Source organism: Amycolatopsis sp. NPDC041971 (assembly GCF_055588925.1).
The window spans coordinates 149,501-166,897 of the sequence record NZ_JBVJCE010000014.1; the positions used below are offsets into that span (position 1 = coordinate 149,501).

At 69.0% G+C, this 17,397-nt stretch carries 17 protein-coding genes; 7 read left to right on the plus strand and 10 right to left on the minus strand.

Translation table 11 applies throughout. The features are described from left to right. Window positions 1–37: 37 nt before the first annotated feature. On the plus strand, window positions 38–2,803 hold the full coding sequence (locus ACZ6DT_RS26285) for an FAD-binding and (Fe-S)-binding domain-containing protein (protein ID WP_465599886.1): 2,766 nt from the start codon (window positions 38–40) through the stop codon (window positions 2,801–2,803). A gap of 729 nt (window positions 2,804–3,532) precedes the next feature. Here the strand turns inward: ACZ6DT_RS26285 and ACZ6DT_RS26290 are convergent. Next, window positions 3,533–4,078 (minus strand): SRPBCC family protein, encoded by a 546-nt coding sequence (locus tag ACZ6DT_RS26290; protein WP_465599888.1) that lies wholly within the window; start codon window positions 4,076–4,078, stop codon window positions 3,533–3,535. Window positions 4,079–4,129: 51 nt separating this feature from the next. On the opposite strand from ACZ6DT_RS26290, the gene ACZ6DT_RS26295 reads away from it, so the two are divergent. Both ACZ6DT_RS26295 and ACZ6DT_RS26300 read left to right on the plus strand, forming a co-directional pair. Further along, entirely contained in the window at window positions 4,130–4,684 is a 555-nt protein-coding gene (locus ACZ6DT_RS26295; protein WP_465599890.1) for a TetR/AcrR family transcriptional regulator, read from the plus strand. Between the two features lie 77 nt (window positions 4,685–4,761). Then, window positions 4,762–6,006, plus strand: coding sequence for a cytochrome P450 (locus ACZ6DT_RS26300; RefSeq protein WP_465599892.1), 1,245 nt, complete (start codon window positions 4,762–4,764; stop codon window positions 6,004–6,006). Here ACZ6DT_RS26300 and ACZ6DT_RS26305 read toward each other — a convergent pair. Together ACZ6DT_RS26305 and ACZ6DT_RS26310 are read right to left on the minus strand one after the other, a co-directional pair. Further along, entirely contained in the window at window positions 5,945–6,859 is a 915-nt protein-coding gene (locus ACZ6DT_RS26305) for a phosphotransferase family protein (RefSeq protein WP_465599894.1), read from the minus strand. The two genes, ACZ6DT_RS26300 and ACZ6DT_RS26305, sit on opposite strands and share 62 nt — an antisense overlap. A 41-nt stretch (window positions 6,860–6,900) precedes the next feature. Continuing rightward, on the minus strand, window positions 6,901–7,467 hold the full coding sequence (locus ACZ6DT_RS26310) for a TetR/AcrR family transcriptional regulator (RefSeq protein ID WP_465599896.1): 567 nt from the start codon (window positions 7,465–7,467) through the stop codon (window positions 6,901–6,903). 113 nt (window positions 7,468–7,580) lie between these two features. Between ACZ6DT_RS26310 and ACZ6DT_RS26315 the strand changes: the two genes are divergently transcribed. The 3 genes from ACZ6DT_RS26315 to ACZ6DT_RS26325 all read left to right on the plus strand — a co-directional run bounded on the left by ACZ6DT_RS26315 (window position 7,581) and on the right by ACZ6DT_RS26325 (window position 10,141). Next, on the plus strand, window positions 7,581–8,771 hold the full coding sequence (locus tag ACZ6DT_RS26315; RefSeq protein ID WP_465599898.1) for a cytochrome P450: 1,191 nt from the start codon (window positions 7,581–7,583) through the stop codon (window positions 8,769–8,771). Window positions 8,772–8,773: 2 nt separating this feature from the next. After that, window positions 8,774–8,989 (plus strand): ferredoxin, encoded by a 216-nt coding sequence (locus ACZ6DT_RS26320; protein ID WP_125785759.1) that lies wholly within the window; start codon window positions 8,774–8,776, stop codon window positions 8,987–8,989. A 237-nt stretch (window positions 8,990–9,226) separates the two neighbouring features. Continuing rightward, window positions 9,227–10,141 carry a nuclear transport factor 2 family protein gene (locus tag ACZ6DT_RS26325; protein WP_465599901.1) on the plus strand — a complete coding sequence of 305 codons (915 nt, stop codon included), beginning with the start codon at window positions 9,227–9,229 and terminating at the stop codon, window positions 10,139–10,141. Here ACZ6DT_RS26325 and mtnA read toward each other — a convergent pair. Further along, entirely contained in the window at window positions 10,113–11,078 is a 966-nt protein-coding gene (mtnA, locus tag ACZ6DT_RS26330; RefSeq protein ID WP_465599903.1) for an S-methyl-5-thioribose-1-phosphate isomerase, read from the minus strand. The genes ACZ6DT_RS26325 and mtnA overlap by 29 nt on opposite strands. 48 nt (window positions 11,079–11,126) lie before the next feature. Between mtnA and ACZ6DT_RS26335 the strand changes: the two genes are divergently transcribed. Next, window positions 11,127–11,534 carry a Rid family hydrolase gene (locus tag ACZ6DT_RS26335; protein ID WP_465599905.1) on the plus strand — a complete coding sequence of 136 codons (408 nt, stop codon included), beginning with the start codon at window positions 11,127–11,129 and terminating at the stop codon, window positions 11,532–11,534. Between the two features lie 139 nt (window positions 11,535–11,673). On the opposite strand, the gene ACZ6DT_RS26340 is transcribed toward ACZ6DT_RS26335, so the two are convergent. The 6 genes from ACZ6DT_RS26340 to ACZ6DT_RS26365 all read right to left on the minus strand — a co-directional run bounded on the left by ACZ6DT_RS26340 (window position 11,674) and on the right by ACZ6DT_RS26365 (window position 17,300). Further along, window positions 11,674–12,138, minus strand: coding sequence for a YfbM family protein (locus ACZ6DT_RS26340; RefSeq protein ID WP_465599907.1), 465 nt, complete (start codon window positions 12,136–12,138; stop codon window positions 11,674–11,676). A 3-nt stretch (window positions 12,139–12,141) separates the two neighbouring features. Continuing rightward, window positions 12,142–12,936: a PIG-L family deacetylase gene (locus ACZ6DT_RS26345; protein ID WP_465599909.1), complete on the minus strand. Its 795-nt coding sequence runs from the start codon at window positions 12,934–12,936 to the stop codon at window positions 12,142–12,144. Between the two features lie 94 nt (window positions 12,937–13,030). Next, window positions 13,031–13,720 (minus strand): dienelactone hydrolase family protein, encoded by a 690-nt coding sequence (locus tag ACZ6DT_RS26350; protein ID WP_465599911.1) that lies wholly within the window; start codon window positions 13,718–13,720, stop codon window positions 13,031–13,033. Continuing rightward, window positions 13,717–14,601 carry an arginase family protein gene (locus tag ACZ6DT_RS26355; RefSeq protein ID WP_465599913.1) on the minus strand — a complete coding sequence of 295 codons (885 nt, stop codon included), beginning with the start codon at window positions 14,599–14,601 and terminating at the stop codon, window positions 13,717–13,719. The genes ACZ6DT_RS26350 and ACZ6DT_RS26355 overlap by 4 nt, the downstream gene beginning before the upstream one ends. Before the next feature lie 132 nt (window positions 14,602–14,733). Beyond that, a complete protein-coding gene (locus ACZ6DT_RS26360; protein ID WP_465599915.1) occupies window positions 14,734–15,948 on the minus strand; it encodes a GGDEF domain-containing protein in 1,215 nt (404 codons plus the stop codon). 140 nt (window positions 15,949–16,088) lie between these two features. Further along, window positions 16,089–17,300 (minus strand): MFS transporter, encoded by a 1,212-nt coding sequence (locus ACZ6DT_RS26365; protein ID WP_465599917.1) that lies wholly within the window; start codon window positions 17,298–17,300, stop codon window positions 16,089–16,091. Window positions 17,301–17,397: the final 97 nt, after the last annotated feature.

Here is a 17,397-nt window from a genome sequence, read left to right on the forward strand (position 1 = left end):
CGATGCGTTCTCGCCCGCGGTTGTCTTGAATGGACCCGTGGAGATCCTGGCCGACGCCGCGACACTGGCGCTGTACACGACCGATGCCTCCAACTACCGGCACGTGCCGAAGGGTGTGGTGCTGCCGAGGAGTGTCGACGAGGTGATCGCGGCCGTCGCCGCCTGCCGTGAGGCCGGGCTGCCGGTGATCGCCCGAGGCGGCGGCACCAGCGTCGCGGGCAACTCGTGCGGGCCGGGCGTCGTGATCGACACCTCGCGCCACCTCGGCGGCGTCCTCGACCTCGATCCGGGGGCACGCACGGCGAGGGTCGCCCCGGGAACCGTCCTCGACGACCTCCAGCGCCTCGCCGCGCCGCACGGTCTCCGGTTCGGGCCCGATCCGTCGACGCATTCGCGGTGCACGATCGGCGGGATGATCGGCAACAACGCCTGCGGCTCGCATTCGGTCGCTTATGGACGCACGGTCGACGTCGTCCGCGAGCTGGACGTGCTGCTCTACGACGGTACCCGGCTGACCGTCGGCCCGACCTCACCGTCCGAAGTGGACGCGCGGGCGGCCGAGCCCGGTACGGAAGGCCGGGTCTTCTCGGAGTTGCGCGCGCTCGTCCACGACAACCTGGCGCTACTGCGCACCGAACTGTCCACCTTCAGCAGGCGGGTGTCCGGATACGGCTTGGAACACCTGTTGCCGGAGAACGGTTTCGACGTCGCCAAGGCACTGGTCGGCAGCGAAGGCACCTGCGTTACGGTGCTGGAGGCGACGGTCTCGCTCGCCGAGGTCCCGGAACGCAAGGTGCTCGCGGTGCTCGGTTTCGAATCCGACATCGCCGCGGCCGACGCCGTCCCGGCGATCCTGCCGTGGTCGCCGCTGACCGTCGAGGGTGTCGACGCGGACCTCGTCGCGCTGCTGGAACCGGGCCGCGCCGACGGGCTTCCGCCGGGCGGCGCCTGGCTGTTCGTCGAGATGGCCGATCCGGACAAGGCAGGCGGGCTGATCGCGGACCTGCGTGGCGCGTTGACCGGATCCGCGCTGCTGGACGACGCGGCCGCGCAGAAGCGGCTGTGGCGGATCCGGGAAGAGGGCGCCGGTCTCGCGACGCGGCTGGCCGGGGGCGAGGAAGCCTGGCCCGGCTGGGAGGACGCGGCTGTCCCGCCCGAGCGTCTGGGCACCTACTTGCGGGAGTTCAAGCGACTCATGCGCGAGCACGGCCGCAAGAGTGTGGTCTACGGCCATTACGGCGAGGGCTGTCTGCATCTCCGGCTGGACTTCGATCTGCTGTCCCCGCAAGGGATCGCGGGATTCCGGTCGTTCCTCGAAGAGGCGGCCGACCTGGTCGCCGCGCACGGCGGTTCGCTGTCCGGGGAACACGGTGACGGCCAGGCTCGCTCGGAACTGCTGTCCCGGATGTACACCCCCGAGATGCTCGTGCTTTTCGCCCGGTTCAAGGCGATCTTCGATCCGGCGGGCATGATGAACCCCGGCATCCTGGTGAATCCCAGGGCGGTCGACGCCGATCTCCGCGTGCGGCGCGCGCCGCTGGAGCTCGAAGACGTCACCGCGCTCGTGTACCCGGAGGACCGGGGGAACTTCGGCCAGGCGATGCGGCGTTGTGTCGGCGTCGGGAAATGCCGCAACACCACCGGACCCGGCGTAATGTGCCCGAGTTACCGCGCCACACGCGAGGAGAAGCATTCGACGCGGGGCCGCGCGCATCTGCTCGCGGAGATGGTGAACGGCGAACTGATCACCGACGGCTGGCGTTCGGAGGAGGTCGCCGAGGCACTGGATCTCTGCCTGTCCTGCAAAGGCTGTCTGTCCGATTGCCCGGTCGACGTCGACATGGCGACCTACAAGGCGGAATTTCTGCATCAGCACCACAAGGGACGGCTGCGTCCGGCGTCGCACTACTCGATGGGCTGGCTGCCGGTGTGGCTACGCGCGGCTTCGCTGGCGCCCAGGCTGGCGAACACGATGTCGCGCCGGTTCTCCGGGCTGCTGAAGAAGCTCGGCGGGATCGCGCCGGAACGGGACCTGCCGACCTTCGCCCCGGCGCCGTTCACGCGACGCCGCGCCGATCTCAAGCGCTGGGCGATCGGCTCCCGGCCCGTGGTGCTGTGGCCCGACTCCTTCAACAACTACCTCACCCCCGACGTCCTCGACGCCGCGGCCGAGGTGCTCACCGCCGCGGGCTACGACGTCGTCCTGCCCGATCGTGGCGTCTGCTGCGGACTCACCTGGGTGTCCACCGGACAGCTCGACGTGGCGAAGAAAGTTTTGCGCCACACGCTTTCGGTGCTCGAACCGTATCTGCGGTCGGGCTATCTGGTCGCCGGGCTGGAGCCGAGTTGCACGGCCCTCTTCCGCGGCGACCTCCCGGCTCTCTTGCCCGACGACCCGGCGGCGGAACTGCTCGCCGAACGGACCAGGACGTTCGCCGAACTCGTCGAGGACTCGCCGCTCGAATTCCGGTCACTGGAGGTCGAAGCCCTCAGCCAGGTGCACTGCCATCAGCACGCCGTGCTCGGCTTCGACGCCGACGAGGCCGCGATGCGCGCCGCGGGTATCCACAATTCCACAATGGACTCCGGTTGCTGTGGACTGGCAGGAAACTTCGGCTTCGAACGCGGGCACTACGACGTTTCCGTCGCCTGCGCCGAAGACCGCATGCTACCCGCGATCCGCGCCGCGGCCGAGGGCACCGAGGTGGTCGCGGACGGGTTCAGCTGCCGGACGCAGATCGAGCAACTCGACGGTCGGCGGGCCGTGCACCTGGCGGAACTGCTGAGGCGTGCGTTGCCTTAGACGCTCTTGAGTGGCGATTCGGGTTCCATTGAGGGGTAAGGCACGGGTGGCAGGTTGTGAAAGCCGCTTTTCACAACCTTCGACGTTGTGTTGAGTGGCTTTCGCAACCTCGGGGCAGGGTGTGGTAGCGAAAGGGGGCCTTCGCTACGCCGGCGCCGTGGTCCTCACTGAACCCAGGGTCGGGATGCGTCGCGAAAGCCACTTTCGCGACGCCTGACGTCCCGAAAGTGGCTTTCGCGACACCATCACCCCACCGCCGCGAGCGGCAAAGTCGCATAGCCACTGGTCGGTGGCGCTTTGGTGATTCGAACCGGACTTCCGACGGGGGCGGATGACAGAGTGTCTTGAGCGTCAAGCGTCCACAAAGGACATCATTCGGCCGCTGAATGTCCATTTGATGCGTTTATGTACTTTTTTCGACTGGGGTCGTGAACGAAATTTAGGGCTAGAACCCTCTTTTCCCTCACGACCCGGTCGAAAAACGCCCTAATCGGGCACTGTAGCCCCGGAAGCGTCCTGTGTGGACAGTCGAGAAAGATGTCAGGCGACTGTGGCGAACCCGCCTCTGTCACCGCAACATCCACTTGACCAGTGGTTATGCGACTTTGCCGGGCCTGCCTTCCCTACCTTCAGGGTAGGCAGGAGGCCTTCACGGACCGGTGATCGTTGCTCATGTCGCCCGACCTCACGACACCTTTGCTTACCCCTCGATAGAACCCGAAACGCCATTCACGACCGTCCGGCGAGCCGTGCGTCGCGTTCGGCGTACTTCTTCAACGTCAGCAACTGTTTCCGCATCATGATCAGGTCACCCCAGCCCAGCAGGAACTCCTTGAGGCGCCCGCGGAACCCTTTCGAGGTCACGACGATGCGGCACAGCATGCGGCAGGACCGCTCGTCGATCGGTTCGACCGAGTACGTCGCGGCCACCGGGCCGAACAGGTTCTCCGACTTGGCGAAGGTGCGGCCGGTGAGGTGGTGTCCTCGTTCGACCTCGGTCAGCTCGAAGACGATCAGCGTGTCGCCGGGAGCGAGTTCGTCGGCGCCGGGGGTGAGCGTGCCGGGACTGCGGCGCCCCAGGTTGTCGAGCAGGTCGTAGCTGTAGGGCGCGACCGAGATCTGGCAGAGCCAGCGGTAGGCGAGCGCGGCGGGCGCGTGCACGGTGATCGCGCGGTCGAAGCGGGTGACAGGGCCGTCGAGCAGGGTGTCCGCCGGCTGCGGGCGGCGGCGCTCTTCCGGGGTCGCGCCCCAGTTCGCGGGTGATCCGATGGGCATGGCCGCCTCCGTACGGTGCCGTATGGTTCCCCATACGGTAGCGTATGCGCCGTGAAACGGAAGCTCGCACGTGAGGACTGGGCGGACGCGGCCCTCGAAGCGCTGTGCGAAGGCGGGGTCGCCGCGATCGCCGTCGAGCCCCTCGCGGCGAAGCTCGGGACGACGAAAGGCAGCTTTTACTGGCATTTCGCGAACCGGGACGCGCTGGTCGAAGCCGCCGTGCGCCGGTGGGCCGAGCAGGACACCGAAGCGCTGATCACGTTGCTGAACGGCATCGCGGACCCGGAACGAAGGCTGCGTGAGCTCTTCGAACTCGTCTTCGGGGGCAAGGACGACGAGCGGGCCGAACTGGCGTTGCTCGCCCACGCCGGCGACCCGGTGATCGGTCCGCTGCTCGCCGACGTCACCGCGCGGCGCGTCGACTTCATCGTCCGCTGCTTCCTGGAGATGGGCTGCCCGGAAACCGAGGCCCGGCATCGCGGTTGGCTGGCCTATACCGCCTTCATCGGCTTGATCCAGGCGCAGCGCGCGAGTGGCGGGACGCTGCTGTCCGCGGCCGAGCGGCCCGGCTACCTGGAGTTCCTGCGCGGGATTATCGCCGGGTGATAAGGATCTTCGGCTCTTCGGGCGGGTGAGCAGCCGGGGCCTTCCAGTGGTGCTTCACGCCACTCATCATCGGCTCCATGACAGCCATGTATCCCGCGGCGAAGGACGACTCCGCGACCCCGATGGGCGCGATCTACGCCGAGTATCCGCCGATGTCCCGGGTCGTCTTCCCCAGCGGTTGCGAAGGCTGGCTGGTGACCCGATACGAAGACGTCCGCCTGATCTTCTCGGACACCCGATTCTCCCGGAACCTGCTCGCACCGGACGCGCCGTGCCTCATCGAACCGGGTGACTTCTCCACCGGCGAGCACAGCATCTTGAACATGGATCCACCGGATCACACGCGCTTGCGGAAGCTGACGGCGCAAGCCTTCACCGTCCGCCGGATCGCCGGGCTGCGGCCGCGGATCCAGGAGATCGCCGACACGCTGCTGCGGGAGATGGTCGAGCACGGCCCGCCGGTGGATCTGGTGGAAATGTTCGCCTTTCCGCTGCCCACGGCGGTCATGTGCGAGATCCTCGGCGTCCCTTTCGAGGGCAGGGAACGGTTCCGGCAATGGTCACGGGTGATCGTCACGCCGATGGCGTACACCCCGGCGGAAGTGGCGCAGGCCCGGCGTGACGGGGCGGAGGACATGGCGGCACTCGTCGCCGTCAAACGAGCGAAACCGGGCGAAGACCTGCTCAGCGCCCTCGTGCACGCTCGCGACGAGGACGGTGACCGGCTCACCGAAGCCGAGTTGATCGATCTGGCCACGCAGCTCCTGCTCGCCGGGCACGAGACCACGGTCAGCCTGATCGCGACCGGGATCATCCTGCTGGCGGGGAATCCGGACCAGCTCGCGGCGTTGCGCTCGGATCCCGGGCTGACGGCGGGGGCCGTCGAGGAGATCATGCGGTTCGACGGGCCTGCCGACGCGTCACTGCTCCGGGTCGCGCTGGAGGACGTCGAGCTGAGCGGCGGCCTGGTCCGGCGCGGTGAGGCCGTGCTGGCGCACACCGGCGCGGCGAACCGTGACGAGGCCGCTTTTCCCGGCGCGTCACGGTTCGACATCCGGCGCCGGAACGCGCCGCAACTCGGTTTCGGGCACGGCATCCACTTCTGCCTCGGTGCGGCGCTCGCCAGGCTCGAAGGGGAGATCGCGTTCCGGGCCCTGCTCGACGGCCTGCCGGAACTGGATCTCGCCGTCCCGGCGTCGGCCATCGTCTGGCGTCCGCCGCTTTCGATCCGCGGTCCCGAAGCGGTGCCGGTGACGTGGGCTACCACCAGGCGCGGCCGAGGCTCTCCAACGTCGGTTCCTCCGGCGCCGGAAGTACCTTGAAGTACCAGGTGAAATCGCTGTAGACGTGCAAAAGCGCGTACGCCAGGCAGCGCCGGGAGAACGCCTCGTCCGGCTCGACGCCGTATCCGGCCAGCAGCCGCCGCAGGAAGTCCTTGTCCCCGCCGGATATGAACAGGCCGACGGCGACGAAGTCGTACTCGGCCGCGCCCCGCATCGCCGGTTCGAAGTCGAAGAGCCCGGTCAGTCGCGGACGTTCGCCGTCGTGGACGACCATGAGGTGGTCGCGCATGAACTCGGTGTGCAGTGCGACGACGGGCGGGTCGCCCAGGTCGACCGAGTCGAGGAACGCCGGGATCCGCGCGATCCAGCTTTCGTCGAGGCCGGTCCGGCGATGATGGTCGACGACCTTTTCCCGTTGCCCGGCGACGAAGGTGGCCCAGTCCGGCGGGTCCAGGACGTCGAGGCGCGGGTCGCGCAGCGAATGCAGGGCGGCCAGCGCCTCGCCGAGTTCGGGAGCGAGTCGGTGTTTGTCCTCTGTGGACAGCCGCGGCCACACGTCCTTCAGTGTTTCGCCGCGCAGGCGCTCCATGAGCACGTACCCCCAGCCGTCCCGCTCGCCGGCACCGTGCACGGCGGGAGTCGGGATCGGGAGTTTCCCGTGCAGGACCTCGAGCATCGTCCGCTCGGTGGGGAGTTCGCCGAGGTGCACCGGCGGGAACAGCTTGAGTACCAGATTTTCGCCGACGGCGTAGACCGGCAGTGAGCCCTCGGTGAAGGGGACGACTTCGCCGAGAGCGAGCGAATCGGCCAGCGAAGTCACCGCCGGAAGCAGGTCTTGCCTGGTCAGCGCGTCGAACTCGGCTTCGGTGCCGGCGGGTGGGAACGAGATCACGGAGCCGACCGTAGAGCAGCGGGGCGCGGACGGCGACGCATTTACCCGCTGCGCTCCAGGAGCGTCCGCGCGGCACCGAGCACCAGGCGGCAGATGTCGTCGGGATCCGCGCTGGCCAGCGGTTCCTTGCCGGTGATGTCGCGGACCAGGCCGATCCCGAGCAGCCAGGCGAGGATGAGGTCCGCCCGCAGGTCCGCGTCATCGGCGTCGGTCAGCGTGGCGAGGACCTGCGCGTACTCCTCGCCGAGCTGCCGCCGGACCGCCGCCGCGGCGCTGTCGTGGCCGGTCGAGCGCAGATAGGCGTCGAGCGTGCGGTCGCGGCCGGTGTCGGCCTCCAGCATGCTGCGCAACGCCGTCCCGAGCAGTTCGTCCGGTGGCGTGGTGGCGATCTGCTCGCGCCCGCCGCGCGCCAGGACTTCCTCGAAGAGCGCGTCTTTGGAACCGAAGTAGCGGAACAGCAGCGCCTGGTTGACCCCGGCGAGTTTCGCGATGTCCCGCACGGTCGTCCGGTCGAAGCCGCGCTCGGCGAAGAGCGCCGCCGCCGCGTCGAGCAGGGACGCCCGGGTCGCGGCCGCGTCACGCTTGCGGACCTGCGGTTCTTCCGTCATCGGGCAAAGGCTAGCCGGACGTCGCACGGTAGGCGCATTGACGCTCACCGTGGTCGTGGCTAGCGTTGTAAGCAGTTGCTTACAAACCGCCGAGCCAGGGGGTTTCCGGACAAATGACCACCACCGACACCGAATTCGTCGCCTATCCCTTCAACGAAGACGCCGGTCTCGAGCTCAACGAGGCGTACGCGGCGGCCCGCGCCACCAAGGGCATGCTCCGCGTCCGTCTCCCGCACGGAGAGCCGACTTGGCTCGCCACCCGATACGCCGACGCGCGCTTCGTACTGGGCGACAGGCGGTTCTCGCGGGCGATGGCCGAGGAGAAGGACGAACCGCGGATGGCACCGGGCAGGCGGCCGGGCGGGATCCTCAGCATGGACCCGCCCGACCACACCCGGCTGCGCACGCTGGTCGCGAAGGCGTTCACCATGCGCCGCGTCGAACTGCTGCGACCGCGCGTCGCCGAGCTGGCGGCGGGGCTGATCGAGGACATGAAGGCCAAGGGACAGCCCGCCGACCTGGTCGAGGACTACGCGCTGCCGATCCCGGTCGCGGTGATCTGCGAACTGCTCGGCGTCCCCGTCGAGGACCGGCCGAAGTTCCGCGTGTGGAGCGACGCCGCGCTGTCGACCAGCCCGCTGACCACCGAAGAGATGATGGCCAACCAGGACGAGCTGCGGGCGTACATGCACGTGCTCGTCGAGCAGCACCGCGCCCGGCCGCAGGACGACCTGATGACCGCGTTGATCGAGGCGCGCGACGTCCGTGACAGGCTCAGTGAGCTGGAACTGGTCGACATGTGCATCGGCATCCTGATCGCCGGGCACGAGACCACCGCCAGCCAGATCCCCAACTTCGTCTACGCCCTGCTCGAACAGCCGGACCAGCTCGCCCGCCTCCGCGCGGACCTCGACCTGATCCCGGCCGCGGTCGAGGAACTGCTGCGGTTCGTCCCGCTGGGTGCCGGAGCCGGATTCGCCCGTTACGCCACCGAAGACATCCACGTGGGTGACGTGCTGGTGAAGGAGGGTGAGCCGGTGATGGTCGCGATCGGTGCCGCCAACCGGGACGCGCTCCAGTTCACCTCGGCGGAAACCCTCGAATTCGGCCGGGAGAGCAATCCCCACCTCGGTTTCGGGCACGGCGTGCACCACTGTCTCGGTGCCCCGCTGGCCAGGCTCGAACTGCAGGAGGCGTTGCGGGCATTGCTGCGAGATCTCCCCGGACTGCACCTCGACGGCGATATCGTGTGGAAGACGCAGATGCTGGTGCGGGGGCCCCGCTCCATGCCGATCGGATGGTGAGCATGAGCTGGAAAGTCGACGTCGATGGCGATACGTGCATCGGCTCGGGGATGTGTGCCGCGCTGAAGCCGGAGGTCTTCGAACTCGAAGGCGCCACGGCGACGGTGGTCAAGGGGGAGGTGGATCCGGACGAGACGGTGCTGGACGCGGCGGATTCGTGTCCCGCGATGGCCATCGAGGTGACGGAAAAGGGTGAGGTGATCGGGCCGCGGCCCTGATGACCGCTCAGTGACGCGTGGCGGTCGTCGGTGACGAGGAGTCGGACGACAGGGTGAGCGACGACGGCTTGACCCTCCGCACCTCGAACACCGGCGACCTGCCCGCGTTCTCCGCGATGCTCGCGGGCGACGGCGGCTTTCGCCTCCGACCGCGAGCCGTCCTGTCTCGAACTCTTCCGGTCGGCATTACCTGCCGGGTAATCGACTTCGCGCGGTCTCCCTTGCCAAGGTGAACAGGTGCGAAAAATCAAAAGATTCCTTGGTGCGGCGGCGGTTCTGGTCAGTGCGACGGTGCTGGGGAGCGGAACGGCGATGGCGGAGACGAACGAGGGTTGCTCGATCCTGGAGCGGCTGGGCGACCGGGTCGAAGGTGAGGTCTCCCCGAGTGCCTGCGCGTTCATCACGAAACAGACCGAGTTCGGAGCGATGCGTTCGGAGACGCCGGAAGCGCGGGACGCGCGTGTCCGCTTGTACGGCGGCATTTTCGCCGTCGACGGGACGCTGGCCGAATCGGGCAGTGCGCCGCCGGTCGTGGGCAGGACGAAGATCGCGAGCAGTCTGCGGACCCTGCTGGACGCCTTTCCGACGTTCCGGTTCACCCCGGTGAAGGTCGTGGTGAACGGTGACGTCGTCTTCTACGAGGCGGACAACGAAATGACCATCCGCGGTCAGGTCGTGCGCTACCCGGCCGTCTACCGGGTGGTGCTCAAGGGCGGTGAGGTCACCCAGGGGCGGCGCTATCACGATCGGACGGAATGGTTCCGCCCGATCGAACAGGACGCGCTTCGGGAACTGTTCGCCGGTGTCGCCGACGACTGCCCTCGGCAAGGGCCGGCCTTCACCGGACCGGGGCTGACGGCACCGGTGACCGACCCGGGTTGCCATCTCGCTTACCTCGGCAGGCTTGCGGGCGCGATGACCGATGTCCGGCTGGCGGCTGATCGGTCGGCGTCGGGCCCGCGTACGAAGTTCCAGGAGTATCGCGGGACCGTGCGGGCGAAAGGCCGCACGATCGACTTCGGGGTCATCGTCGGGACCGGACCCGGCATGATCCGCTACTACTTCGACACCCTCCCGCTGAGTTACGACGACGCGGAGATGGCCGCCCTGTTCGGCAAGCTGCTCACGGGTTCAGCACTCCCTGCTCGGTGACCACCGCGGTGACCAGTTCGAACGATGTGACGTCGAAGGCCGGGTTGAACACCTCCGCGCCTTCGGGCGCGACCTTCGTGCCGCCGAAGTTCAGGACCTCGCCGGGATCGCGTTCCTCGATCACGATCCCGGCGCCGTCCGGCATCGCGGTGTCCACAGTGGACGATGGGGCGACGACCACGAACGGGACTTCGTGGTGCTTCGCCGCGATCGCCAGGCCGTAGGTGCCGATCTTGTTGGCGACGTCGCCGTTGGCGGCGATCCGGTCGGCGCCGACGAGCACGCAGTCGACCAGGCCGCGGCTCATCGCGGCGGCGGCCGCGCCGTCGGGCTGGATCCGGTACGGAACACCGGCCTGGGCCAGCTCCCACGCGGTCAGGCGGGCACCCTGCAACAACGGGCGGGTCTCGTCGACCAGCACGGATTCGACCAGGCCGCGGGCCTGCAGATGCCAGACCACGCCGAGCGCGCTGCCCCAGCCGACCGTGGCGAGATTTCCCGCGTTGCAGTGGCTGAGCAGCCGCAACGGCCGCCGCTCGCAATGTGCGAGCACCACTTCGGTCGCCAGCCGGGAGGCCTCGTGGTTGATCCGCTCGTCCTCGTCGAGGATCGCCAGCGCCTCGGCGAGCACGGCTTCCGGCCCCTCCGGGAGCTTCGCGAGCGCGCGGGAGACACCCCAGCTCAGGTTGATCGCTGTCGGCCGGGCGCCGGCGACGCGGCGCGCCTCGACCTCGACGTCGCCTTTCGCGCGGGTCGCGAGCACCACGCCGAGCGCCCCCGCCGCGCCGAGCGCCGGTGCCCCGCGGACCGCGAGCCGCTGGACGGCGCCGACGAGTTCGCCGACCGTGCGCAATTCGAGCACGCGATACTCGGCGGGCAGGGCGGTCTGGTCGATGATCGTGACCGCGTCGCCGGTCCAGTCGATCGTCCTGCGCATGGCTCCCCCGTGAAAACCGGTTGTCCCGTCGCGACCGCCTCGGTGAGGATGCGGCTCGTGACCATTCAACGCCACCATCCGCCCGGGTTGCACCCCACGCCCACCTACCACCACGTGACCATCGTCGAAGGACGACGGGACATCCACCTCGCCGGCCAATGCCCGCTGGCCGAAGACGGCAAGGTCGTCGATGGTGACGTGCTCGCCCAGGTCGACCAGGTCATCGCGAACACCGCCGCCGCGCTCGCCTTCGCCAAGGCGACCCCGGCCGACGTGGTCCGCACGGTGGTCTACGTGGTGACGCCGGACGCCGACGTGCTTTCGGCCGTGTGGGACCGGTTCGTCGAGTCGGAGATCGGGGAGGCCTTCACGACCGCGAGCACGCTGCTCGGCGTCGCGCAGCTCGGCTACCCCGGGCAGCTCGTCGAGCTCGACGTCACCGCCGCCACGGCCTGATCTCCTGCCGCCTCTGCGGCGGTCCGTGAAGGCCTCCTTGAAGGACCCAGGGTCCCTCAAGGAGGCCTTCACGGACTTCAGGATCGTGCTCGGCGGGTAGGGAAGGGGGCCATCATGACTTCTTCGGGGCCCGCCCTCGTCAGGTGATGATCGTGACGACCGGCTCCTCGGCCTTCGCGGCCCCCGCGAAGAAGGTCACCAGCTCGTCGTAGTAGCCGCGTACGTAGTCCAGCGCGTCGGGCTCGTCCCAGATCGACGGGTAGATCCCCTCGGACTCGAGGTCCGACAGCTCGGCGCCTCGCGAGAGCCGATCGAACCCGGTCCGCGTCATCTCCGCCGAGATCGTCCGCACCTCGTCCGCGGTGAGCTGCCGCGGCGGCCCGTCACTGTCGGCTTCCCCCAGCGGTGTCCCGCCCAGCACGAAGTCGACCTCGAACCCGGCACGGCCCGCCAGGAACCACAGCGCGTGCCACGCCTTGTCGAGGTCCACCGCCCGTTCGGTGCCGACGGCCTTCTCGGCGTACTCCCAGTACCGCTCGGGTTTCTCGATCAGTTCACGCAGTTCCCCAGGCGTGACCCGCGGATACGCGCCGCACATGCCCATCGGTCAGAGACCGGCCATGAGGTCGGTCTCGGTGATGCCAGGACCCTGTCCGGCACGGATGAACCACTCGACGCCGAACGCCCCCGCGAAAGCCTCGTCCGGCATCGCGAGGAAGAACGACTCCTCACTGATCTGACTGGCGTGCGCGCGCATCGCCGCCCGCTTGTAGGGCAGATACGCGGTGACGTCGACCCTCGCGGTCAAGATCGCTTCGGGCTTGCCGAACTCCGAACCGTCGTCGAAATCGGGGAGGTCCTCGGCCTTCATCTGCCCGGTCCGCACCGCCTCCTCCATGCCGCGGCGCATCTCGTCACTGTTGCTCGTCGCCTCGTAGACCCGCGGCGTGCCCGCCAGTTCGGCCGCGCGCATGCCGACGCGATGCACCTGGATGTGGTCCGGATGCCCGTAGCCGCCGTTGTCGTCGTAGACGGTCAGGACGTCGGCCTGCTCCTCGCGCAGGATCTCGGCCAGCCGCCGCGCGGCCTCCTCGACGTCGGCCTGCCAGAACGTGCCGGGCACGTCGTTGCGCGGCTCGCCCATCATGCCGGAATCGGTGTACCCCAGAAACTCCACCCGCTTGGCCCCCAGGACCTCGGCGGAGGCGTGCGTCTCCTGCACGCGGCGCTGCCACAACTCCTCTCCGTCGTCGAGGAACCCGTCCGGCACCTCGCCGACCTCCCCCCTGGTCGCGACGACGAGCACGACACGGTGACCTTCCTCGAAGGCCTTGCGCATGACGCCACCCGCGACGATGCACTCGTCGTCGGGGTGGGCGTGAAAACTCACCAATGTGGCCATGGTGGGGAAACTACCGGGAGGCACCGACATATTCCGGCGGGCGGCCTGCTCGGGCCCGGCGACACAGTCCTGCCTCACCGGCCCGATCGCGACCTCAGGCCGGAAATACCCGCCCCAGGAACTCCAGCGTCAGTGCCCAGGCGGCCGCGGCGGGCTCGGGCTGATGGAACATCGGTGCCACATGGTTGTGGAACGCGTGCCCCGCGCCTTCGTGGATGTGGATCTCCGCGCCGTCGTGGGAAGCCGCCGCGTCGGCCAGTTTCCGCACGCCTTCGACGGGGATGTACGGATCGGCACCGCCGAACTGGAACTGGATCGGGCAGGTGATCTCGGCCAGCAACGGAAGTTGCGCGGGAACCCGGGAGCCGTAGTACGAGACCGCGACGTCCGGGTCGCCTTCGGCGGCGGCCGCGTAGGCCATCGAGCCGCCGAGGCAGAAGCCGAAGACGCCGGCGCGCCCGTCGGTTTCGGGCAACGCGCGCAGGGTCGCCAGGGTCGCGAGGACGTCGGTGACGGCGCGTGCCGGGTCGAGTTTGCCGGAGACCTCCATCGACGCCGAGACCCCGGCTTCGTCGTGTGTGGCCGACCAGCCGGGGGCGATCCGCCAGAACAGTTCGGGCACGGCGACGACGTAGCCGAGTGCGGCCAGATCGGCGGCGACCGATTTGAGGTAGTCGTCGAGGCCGAAGATCTCCTGGATCAGCACCAAGCCCGGGCCGGAGCCGGATTCGGGCAGCCAGAGCGGAGCGTCGAACGAGCCGTCGGCGACGGTCACCTTGGTCATCGGGTTCCCTCCAGTGCGCGCACGAGACAGTCCGCCACGAGGGCGGCCTGTGTGCCGTCGGGGTCGAGGTCGGGATCGAAGATGGTCAGTTCCAGTCCGGCGGCGCCGGGGATCGCGAGCAGACCGCGAAGGAGGTCCACGAGCTTGTCCGGGCTGAGCCCGCCGGGATCGGGACTGTCCACAGCGGACACGAATTCCGGGTCGAGGGTGTCGATGTCGATGTGGATCCAGAAACCGTCCAACGGCGCGAAGATCTCGCGGGCGGCGGCGAGCGCGCCGCCGGTGCCGGACGCCATGATCTCCTGGCTGGTCACGACGCGAAGCCCGGCTTCCCGCGCCTCGGCGGACTCCTCCGCGCGGACGCCGAGCACGAGGACGTCTTCGTCACGGACATACGGGCGCAGACCGTCCACATCGGCCAGTTCCGGCTGACCGCGGCCGGTCACGACGGCGAGCGCTTCACCGCCGACGGAGGAGACGTGATCGGAGTTGCCGAGGTGCCGGAAGTCGTCGTGTCCGTCGAAGTAGACGATGCCGAAGCGGCCTTCGCGACGCAGGGTCAGCATCGCGGCGAGCGCGATCGAGCAGTCGCCGCCGAGCACGACCGGGAACCCGCCGTCCGCACGGATCTTCGCGAGCCGCCCGGCGAGTGCCTCCGTGTAGGTCGCGATCCCCGCCGCGTTGCGTACGCCGCCCGCGGGCGACCAGGCGGGCAGATACCGAGGCGGGGTGACGACACCGCCGTCTCTTGCGCCCAAACGGGTGAGCAGGCCTTGGTCGCGCAGCGCGCCCGGTGCCTTGTGGCAACCGGGGACCACCCCTTCGGCGGGCGGGCGCAGTCCGAGATTGGACGGTGCGTCGAGCAGTACGAAATTCCCCATGCCCCCACCGTAGTAGTGACGCCTGGTGCCACGCCGCCCATCCCTTTGGGTTGAATCCCCTGATCGCGTTTCGTCCTCTGAATGCGGTACTTGCACACGCAAGGACCGCATTCAGAGGACGAAACGCGGGGGTCAGCCGGTCACCTGGTAGCCCGAAGTCCGGTTCCGTCCGGTGTTCTTGGCCTCGTAAAGCGCCCGGTCCGCGACGGCGATCACGGCGTCCAGATCGGCGACGCCCGGCCGGTCGGCCAGTCCGATCGACACGGTGACGTGCTCAGGCAGGTCTCCGGCGCGTGAAGCCACGCTCGACCGGATCCGCTCGGCGATCGCGTGGGCGTGCACGGCGGACGTGCCGGGCAGCAGGACGACGAACTCCTCCCCGCCGAACCGCCCGACCAGATCCGTGCCGCGCACCTCGGTGCGCAGGGTTTCCGCGATCGCCGCCAGATACCGGTCGCCGACCAGATGCCCGTGGCGATCGTTGATCAGTTTGAACCGGTCGACATCGACCATCAGCAGGCTGGTGTGCCGCCCCGCTCGCCGCGCGCGGTCGAGTTCGTCGGCCGCGGCCTCGCGCCACGCCTTGGCGTTGAGCAGCCCGGTCTTGGCGTCACTGCGTGCCTGCCGCTTCAGTTGCCGCAGCAGCACGCCGCGGTGCAGCACCAGCGTGATCCCGACGACCAGCAACAGCATCACCGGCCAGTCCCGCAGCGCCCACGCCACGATGATCCCGAGCGCGATCGTCGCCGCTTCGAGCGCGTACTCGAACGGTTTCGCCAGCGCGTCGCGCAGTCGCTCGTGCGGGGTGCCGTAGTACACCGCGACCGTCATCAGCGCGGTGTTGACCAGCAGGAACACCCCGCCCGCCGCGACCACCGACCCGAACGAGGAGGCGTCGCGGGGGAGGACGTCGAAGGGGGCCGCGTACCGGGAGAGGAAAGCGGCGGCCGCGAAGCCCGCGAGCACGGTCGCCGAGGCGGAGAACGTGCGGCGGAACAACGGGTTCGGCTGCCCGCGGAACCAGCGGTAGAAGAACGACACGGCGATGACCAGCGCGGCGAGTGCCGGGTGCACCAGCAGTACGGCGGCGAAGGTCCAGACGCTGTCGAGCGAGATGTGCGGCGTGCCCGCGAACCGTTCCCGCACCCGCTCCACCGGACGGGACAACTCCGTGTACAACACGGCGCTGGTGATCAGGATCGCGAAGGGGATCGCGTCGCCCTCGGTGAACGGGACACGGAGAAAAGACCAGGCGGATCCGGCGATCGCCGCGACGTCCACCAGGAGGACGAAGCCGATCAAACCGCGGTGGGGTAGCCGCCACAGCGCCCAATTCGTTAGCGCCACGGAGTCGAACGTAATCGGTTGGATACTAGGTGTCACTACGCTGTATGGGTAGGCGTGGGTGCACCACGCGTGACCGGTATCGGGGAAGTGGAGGGGGTGAGCTCCATGCGCGGGCAGAACTGGTGAATACCCGGTTCCGGTCAAAGGGGGTGAAACGGGGCCACGTGGCGCCAAGCCCGGGTGGCCGGAACAGCCACTACGAGACCGGCGAGTGCGATGACCGAGACCGTCGTCGCGGGTGAACCGAGTACGCCGACGAGCAGGCCGCCGGCGATCAGCCCGATTCCCTGCACGGCGATGAGTCCCGACCCGGCGAGGCCGAAGGCCTGGCCTCGTTCGGTGTCGGGCACCAACCGCATGAAAGTGGTGCTCGCGGTGACCTGGTAGGCCGCGCACATCCCGGACAGCACGAGCAATCCGGCTGCGTAGGGGAGCGAGGGCCGGAACCAGAACGCCACGAGCGGCGCGATCGCGCCGAGCGCCAGCCGCCCGATCATGCGCGACCGGACTTCGGGCCGCACCAGGCGGCCCAGCACGAACACTCCGAGCACGATCCCCGCGGGATGCGCCGCGAGCAGCAGTCCCGCCGTCACCGCCCCGCCGCCGATCTCCGCGGCGTAGGGCACGGCGAGCCCTTCCGGCACGATCACGAAACCGGCCAGCCACGCGAGACCGACCAGCGCGCGCAACCGGCGGTCGTACCAGATCGTGCGGGCGCCCGCACGAAGCCGGCGCAGGGTCGACGTCGCGGGACCTCGCGCACCCGCCGCGGGGCGGGCGCGGACACCGAGGCGCAGGACGATCGCCGAAACACCGAACGTGAGCGCGTCGAGAGCCAGGCCCCTGCCGGTCCCGGCCGCGGCGATCACCGCGCCGCCGAGGGCGAACCCGGCGAGCTGGCCGATCTGGTTGGTGATCTTCAGCAGTGACTGGCCGAGGACGTACTGATCCCCGCTGAGCACCGACGGCAGGACCGCGGCCTGTGCGGCGGTGAACGGCGCGTTGGCCAGTTGCACCACCACCAGCACGACGGCGAGTACGGGCAACGGGATGCCGGGGATCGCGAGCACCGCGACCAGGAGTGCCCGGACGACGTCGGAGCAGACCATCACCGCGCGGCGGGGAAACCGGTCGGCCAGCCCGCCGAGCAACGGCCCGCCGATCAGGTCCGGCAGGTACGTGAGCGCGTAGGTCAGCGCGGGCCACGTCGCCGAGCCGGTCCGCTCGAACACCAGCACCGACAGGGCGACCCTGGCGACCTGGTCCCCGAGGATCGACTGGAGTTCCGCGAACCAGATCGCCCGCAGTTCACCGACCGCGAGGATCTGCCGGAAGGTCGCCTGGGAACTCACGAGGTGACCACCCCCGCTGGGTCGGGTGAGTCACCGAGCGTACCGTCCCGGACGCGCGTGGTGAACCGTCAAGAGACTGAAGGGCGCTGTCCCCCTT

What these genes read in the sequence shown, in the direction of transcription:
- ACZ6DT_RS26290 (WP_465599888.1), bottom strand. Translation starts at nt 4,078, where the DNA reads ATGCCCATCGGATCACCCGCGAACTGGGGCGCGACCCCGGAAGAGCGC.
- ACZ6DT_RS26300 (WP_465599892.1), top strand. Translation starts at nt 4,762, where the DNA reads ATGACAGCCATGTATCCCGCGGCGAAGGACGACTCCGCGACCCCGATG.
- ACZ6DT_RS26310 (WP_465599896.1), bottom strand. Translation starts at nt 7,467, where the DNA reads ATGACGGAAGAACCGCAGGTCCGCAAGCGTGACGCGGCCGCGACCCGG.
- ACZ6DT_RS26315 (WP_465599898.1), top strand. Translation starts at nt 7,581, where the DNA reads ATGACCACCACCGACACCGAATTCGTCGCCTATCCCTTCAACGAAGAC.
- ACZ6DT_RS26320 (WP_125785759.1), top strand. Translation starts at nt 8,774, where the DNA reads ATGAGCTGGAAAGTCGACGTCGATGGCGATACGTGCATCGGCTCGGGG.
- mtnA (WP_465599903.1), bottom strand. Translation starts at nt 11,078, where the DNA reads ATGCGCAGGACGATCGACTGGACCGGCGACGCGGTCACGATCATCGAC.
- ACZ6DT_RS26335 (WP_465599905.1), top strand. Translation starts at nt 11,127, where the DNA reads ATGCGGCTCGTGACCATTCAACGCCACCATCCGCCCGGGTTGCACCCC.
- ACZ6DT_RS26340 (WP_465599907.1), bottom strand. Translation starts at nt 12,138, where the DNA reads ATGGGCATGTGCGGCGCGTATCCGCGGGTCACGCCTGGGGAACTGCGT.
- ACZ6DT_RS26345 (WP_465599909.1), bottom strand. Translation starts at nt 12,936, where the DNA reads ATGGCCACATTGGTGAGTTTTCACGCCCACCCCGACGACGAGTGCATC.
- ACZ6DT_RS26350 (WP_465599911.1), bottom strand. Translation starts at nt 13,720, where the DNA reads ATGACCAAGGTGACCGTCGCCGACGGCTCGTTCGACGCTCCGCTCTGG.
- ACZ6DT_RS26355 (WP_465599913.1), bottom strand. Translation starts at nt 14,601, where the DNA reads ATGGGGAATTTCGTACTGCTCGACGCACCGTCCAATCTCGGACTGCGC.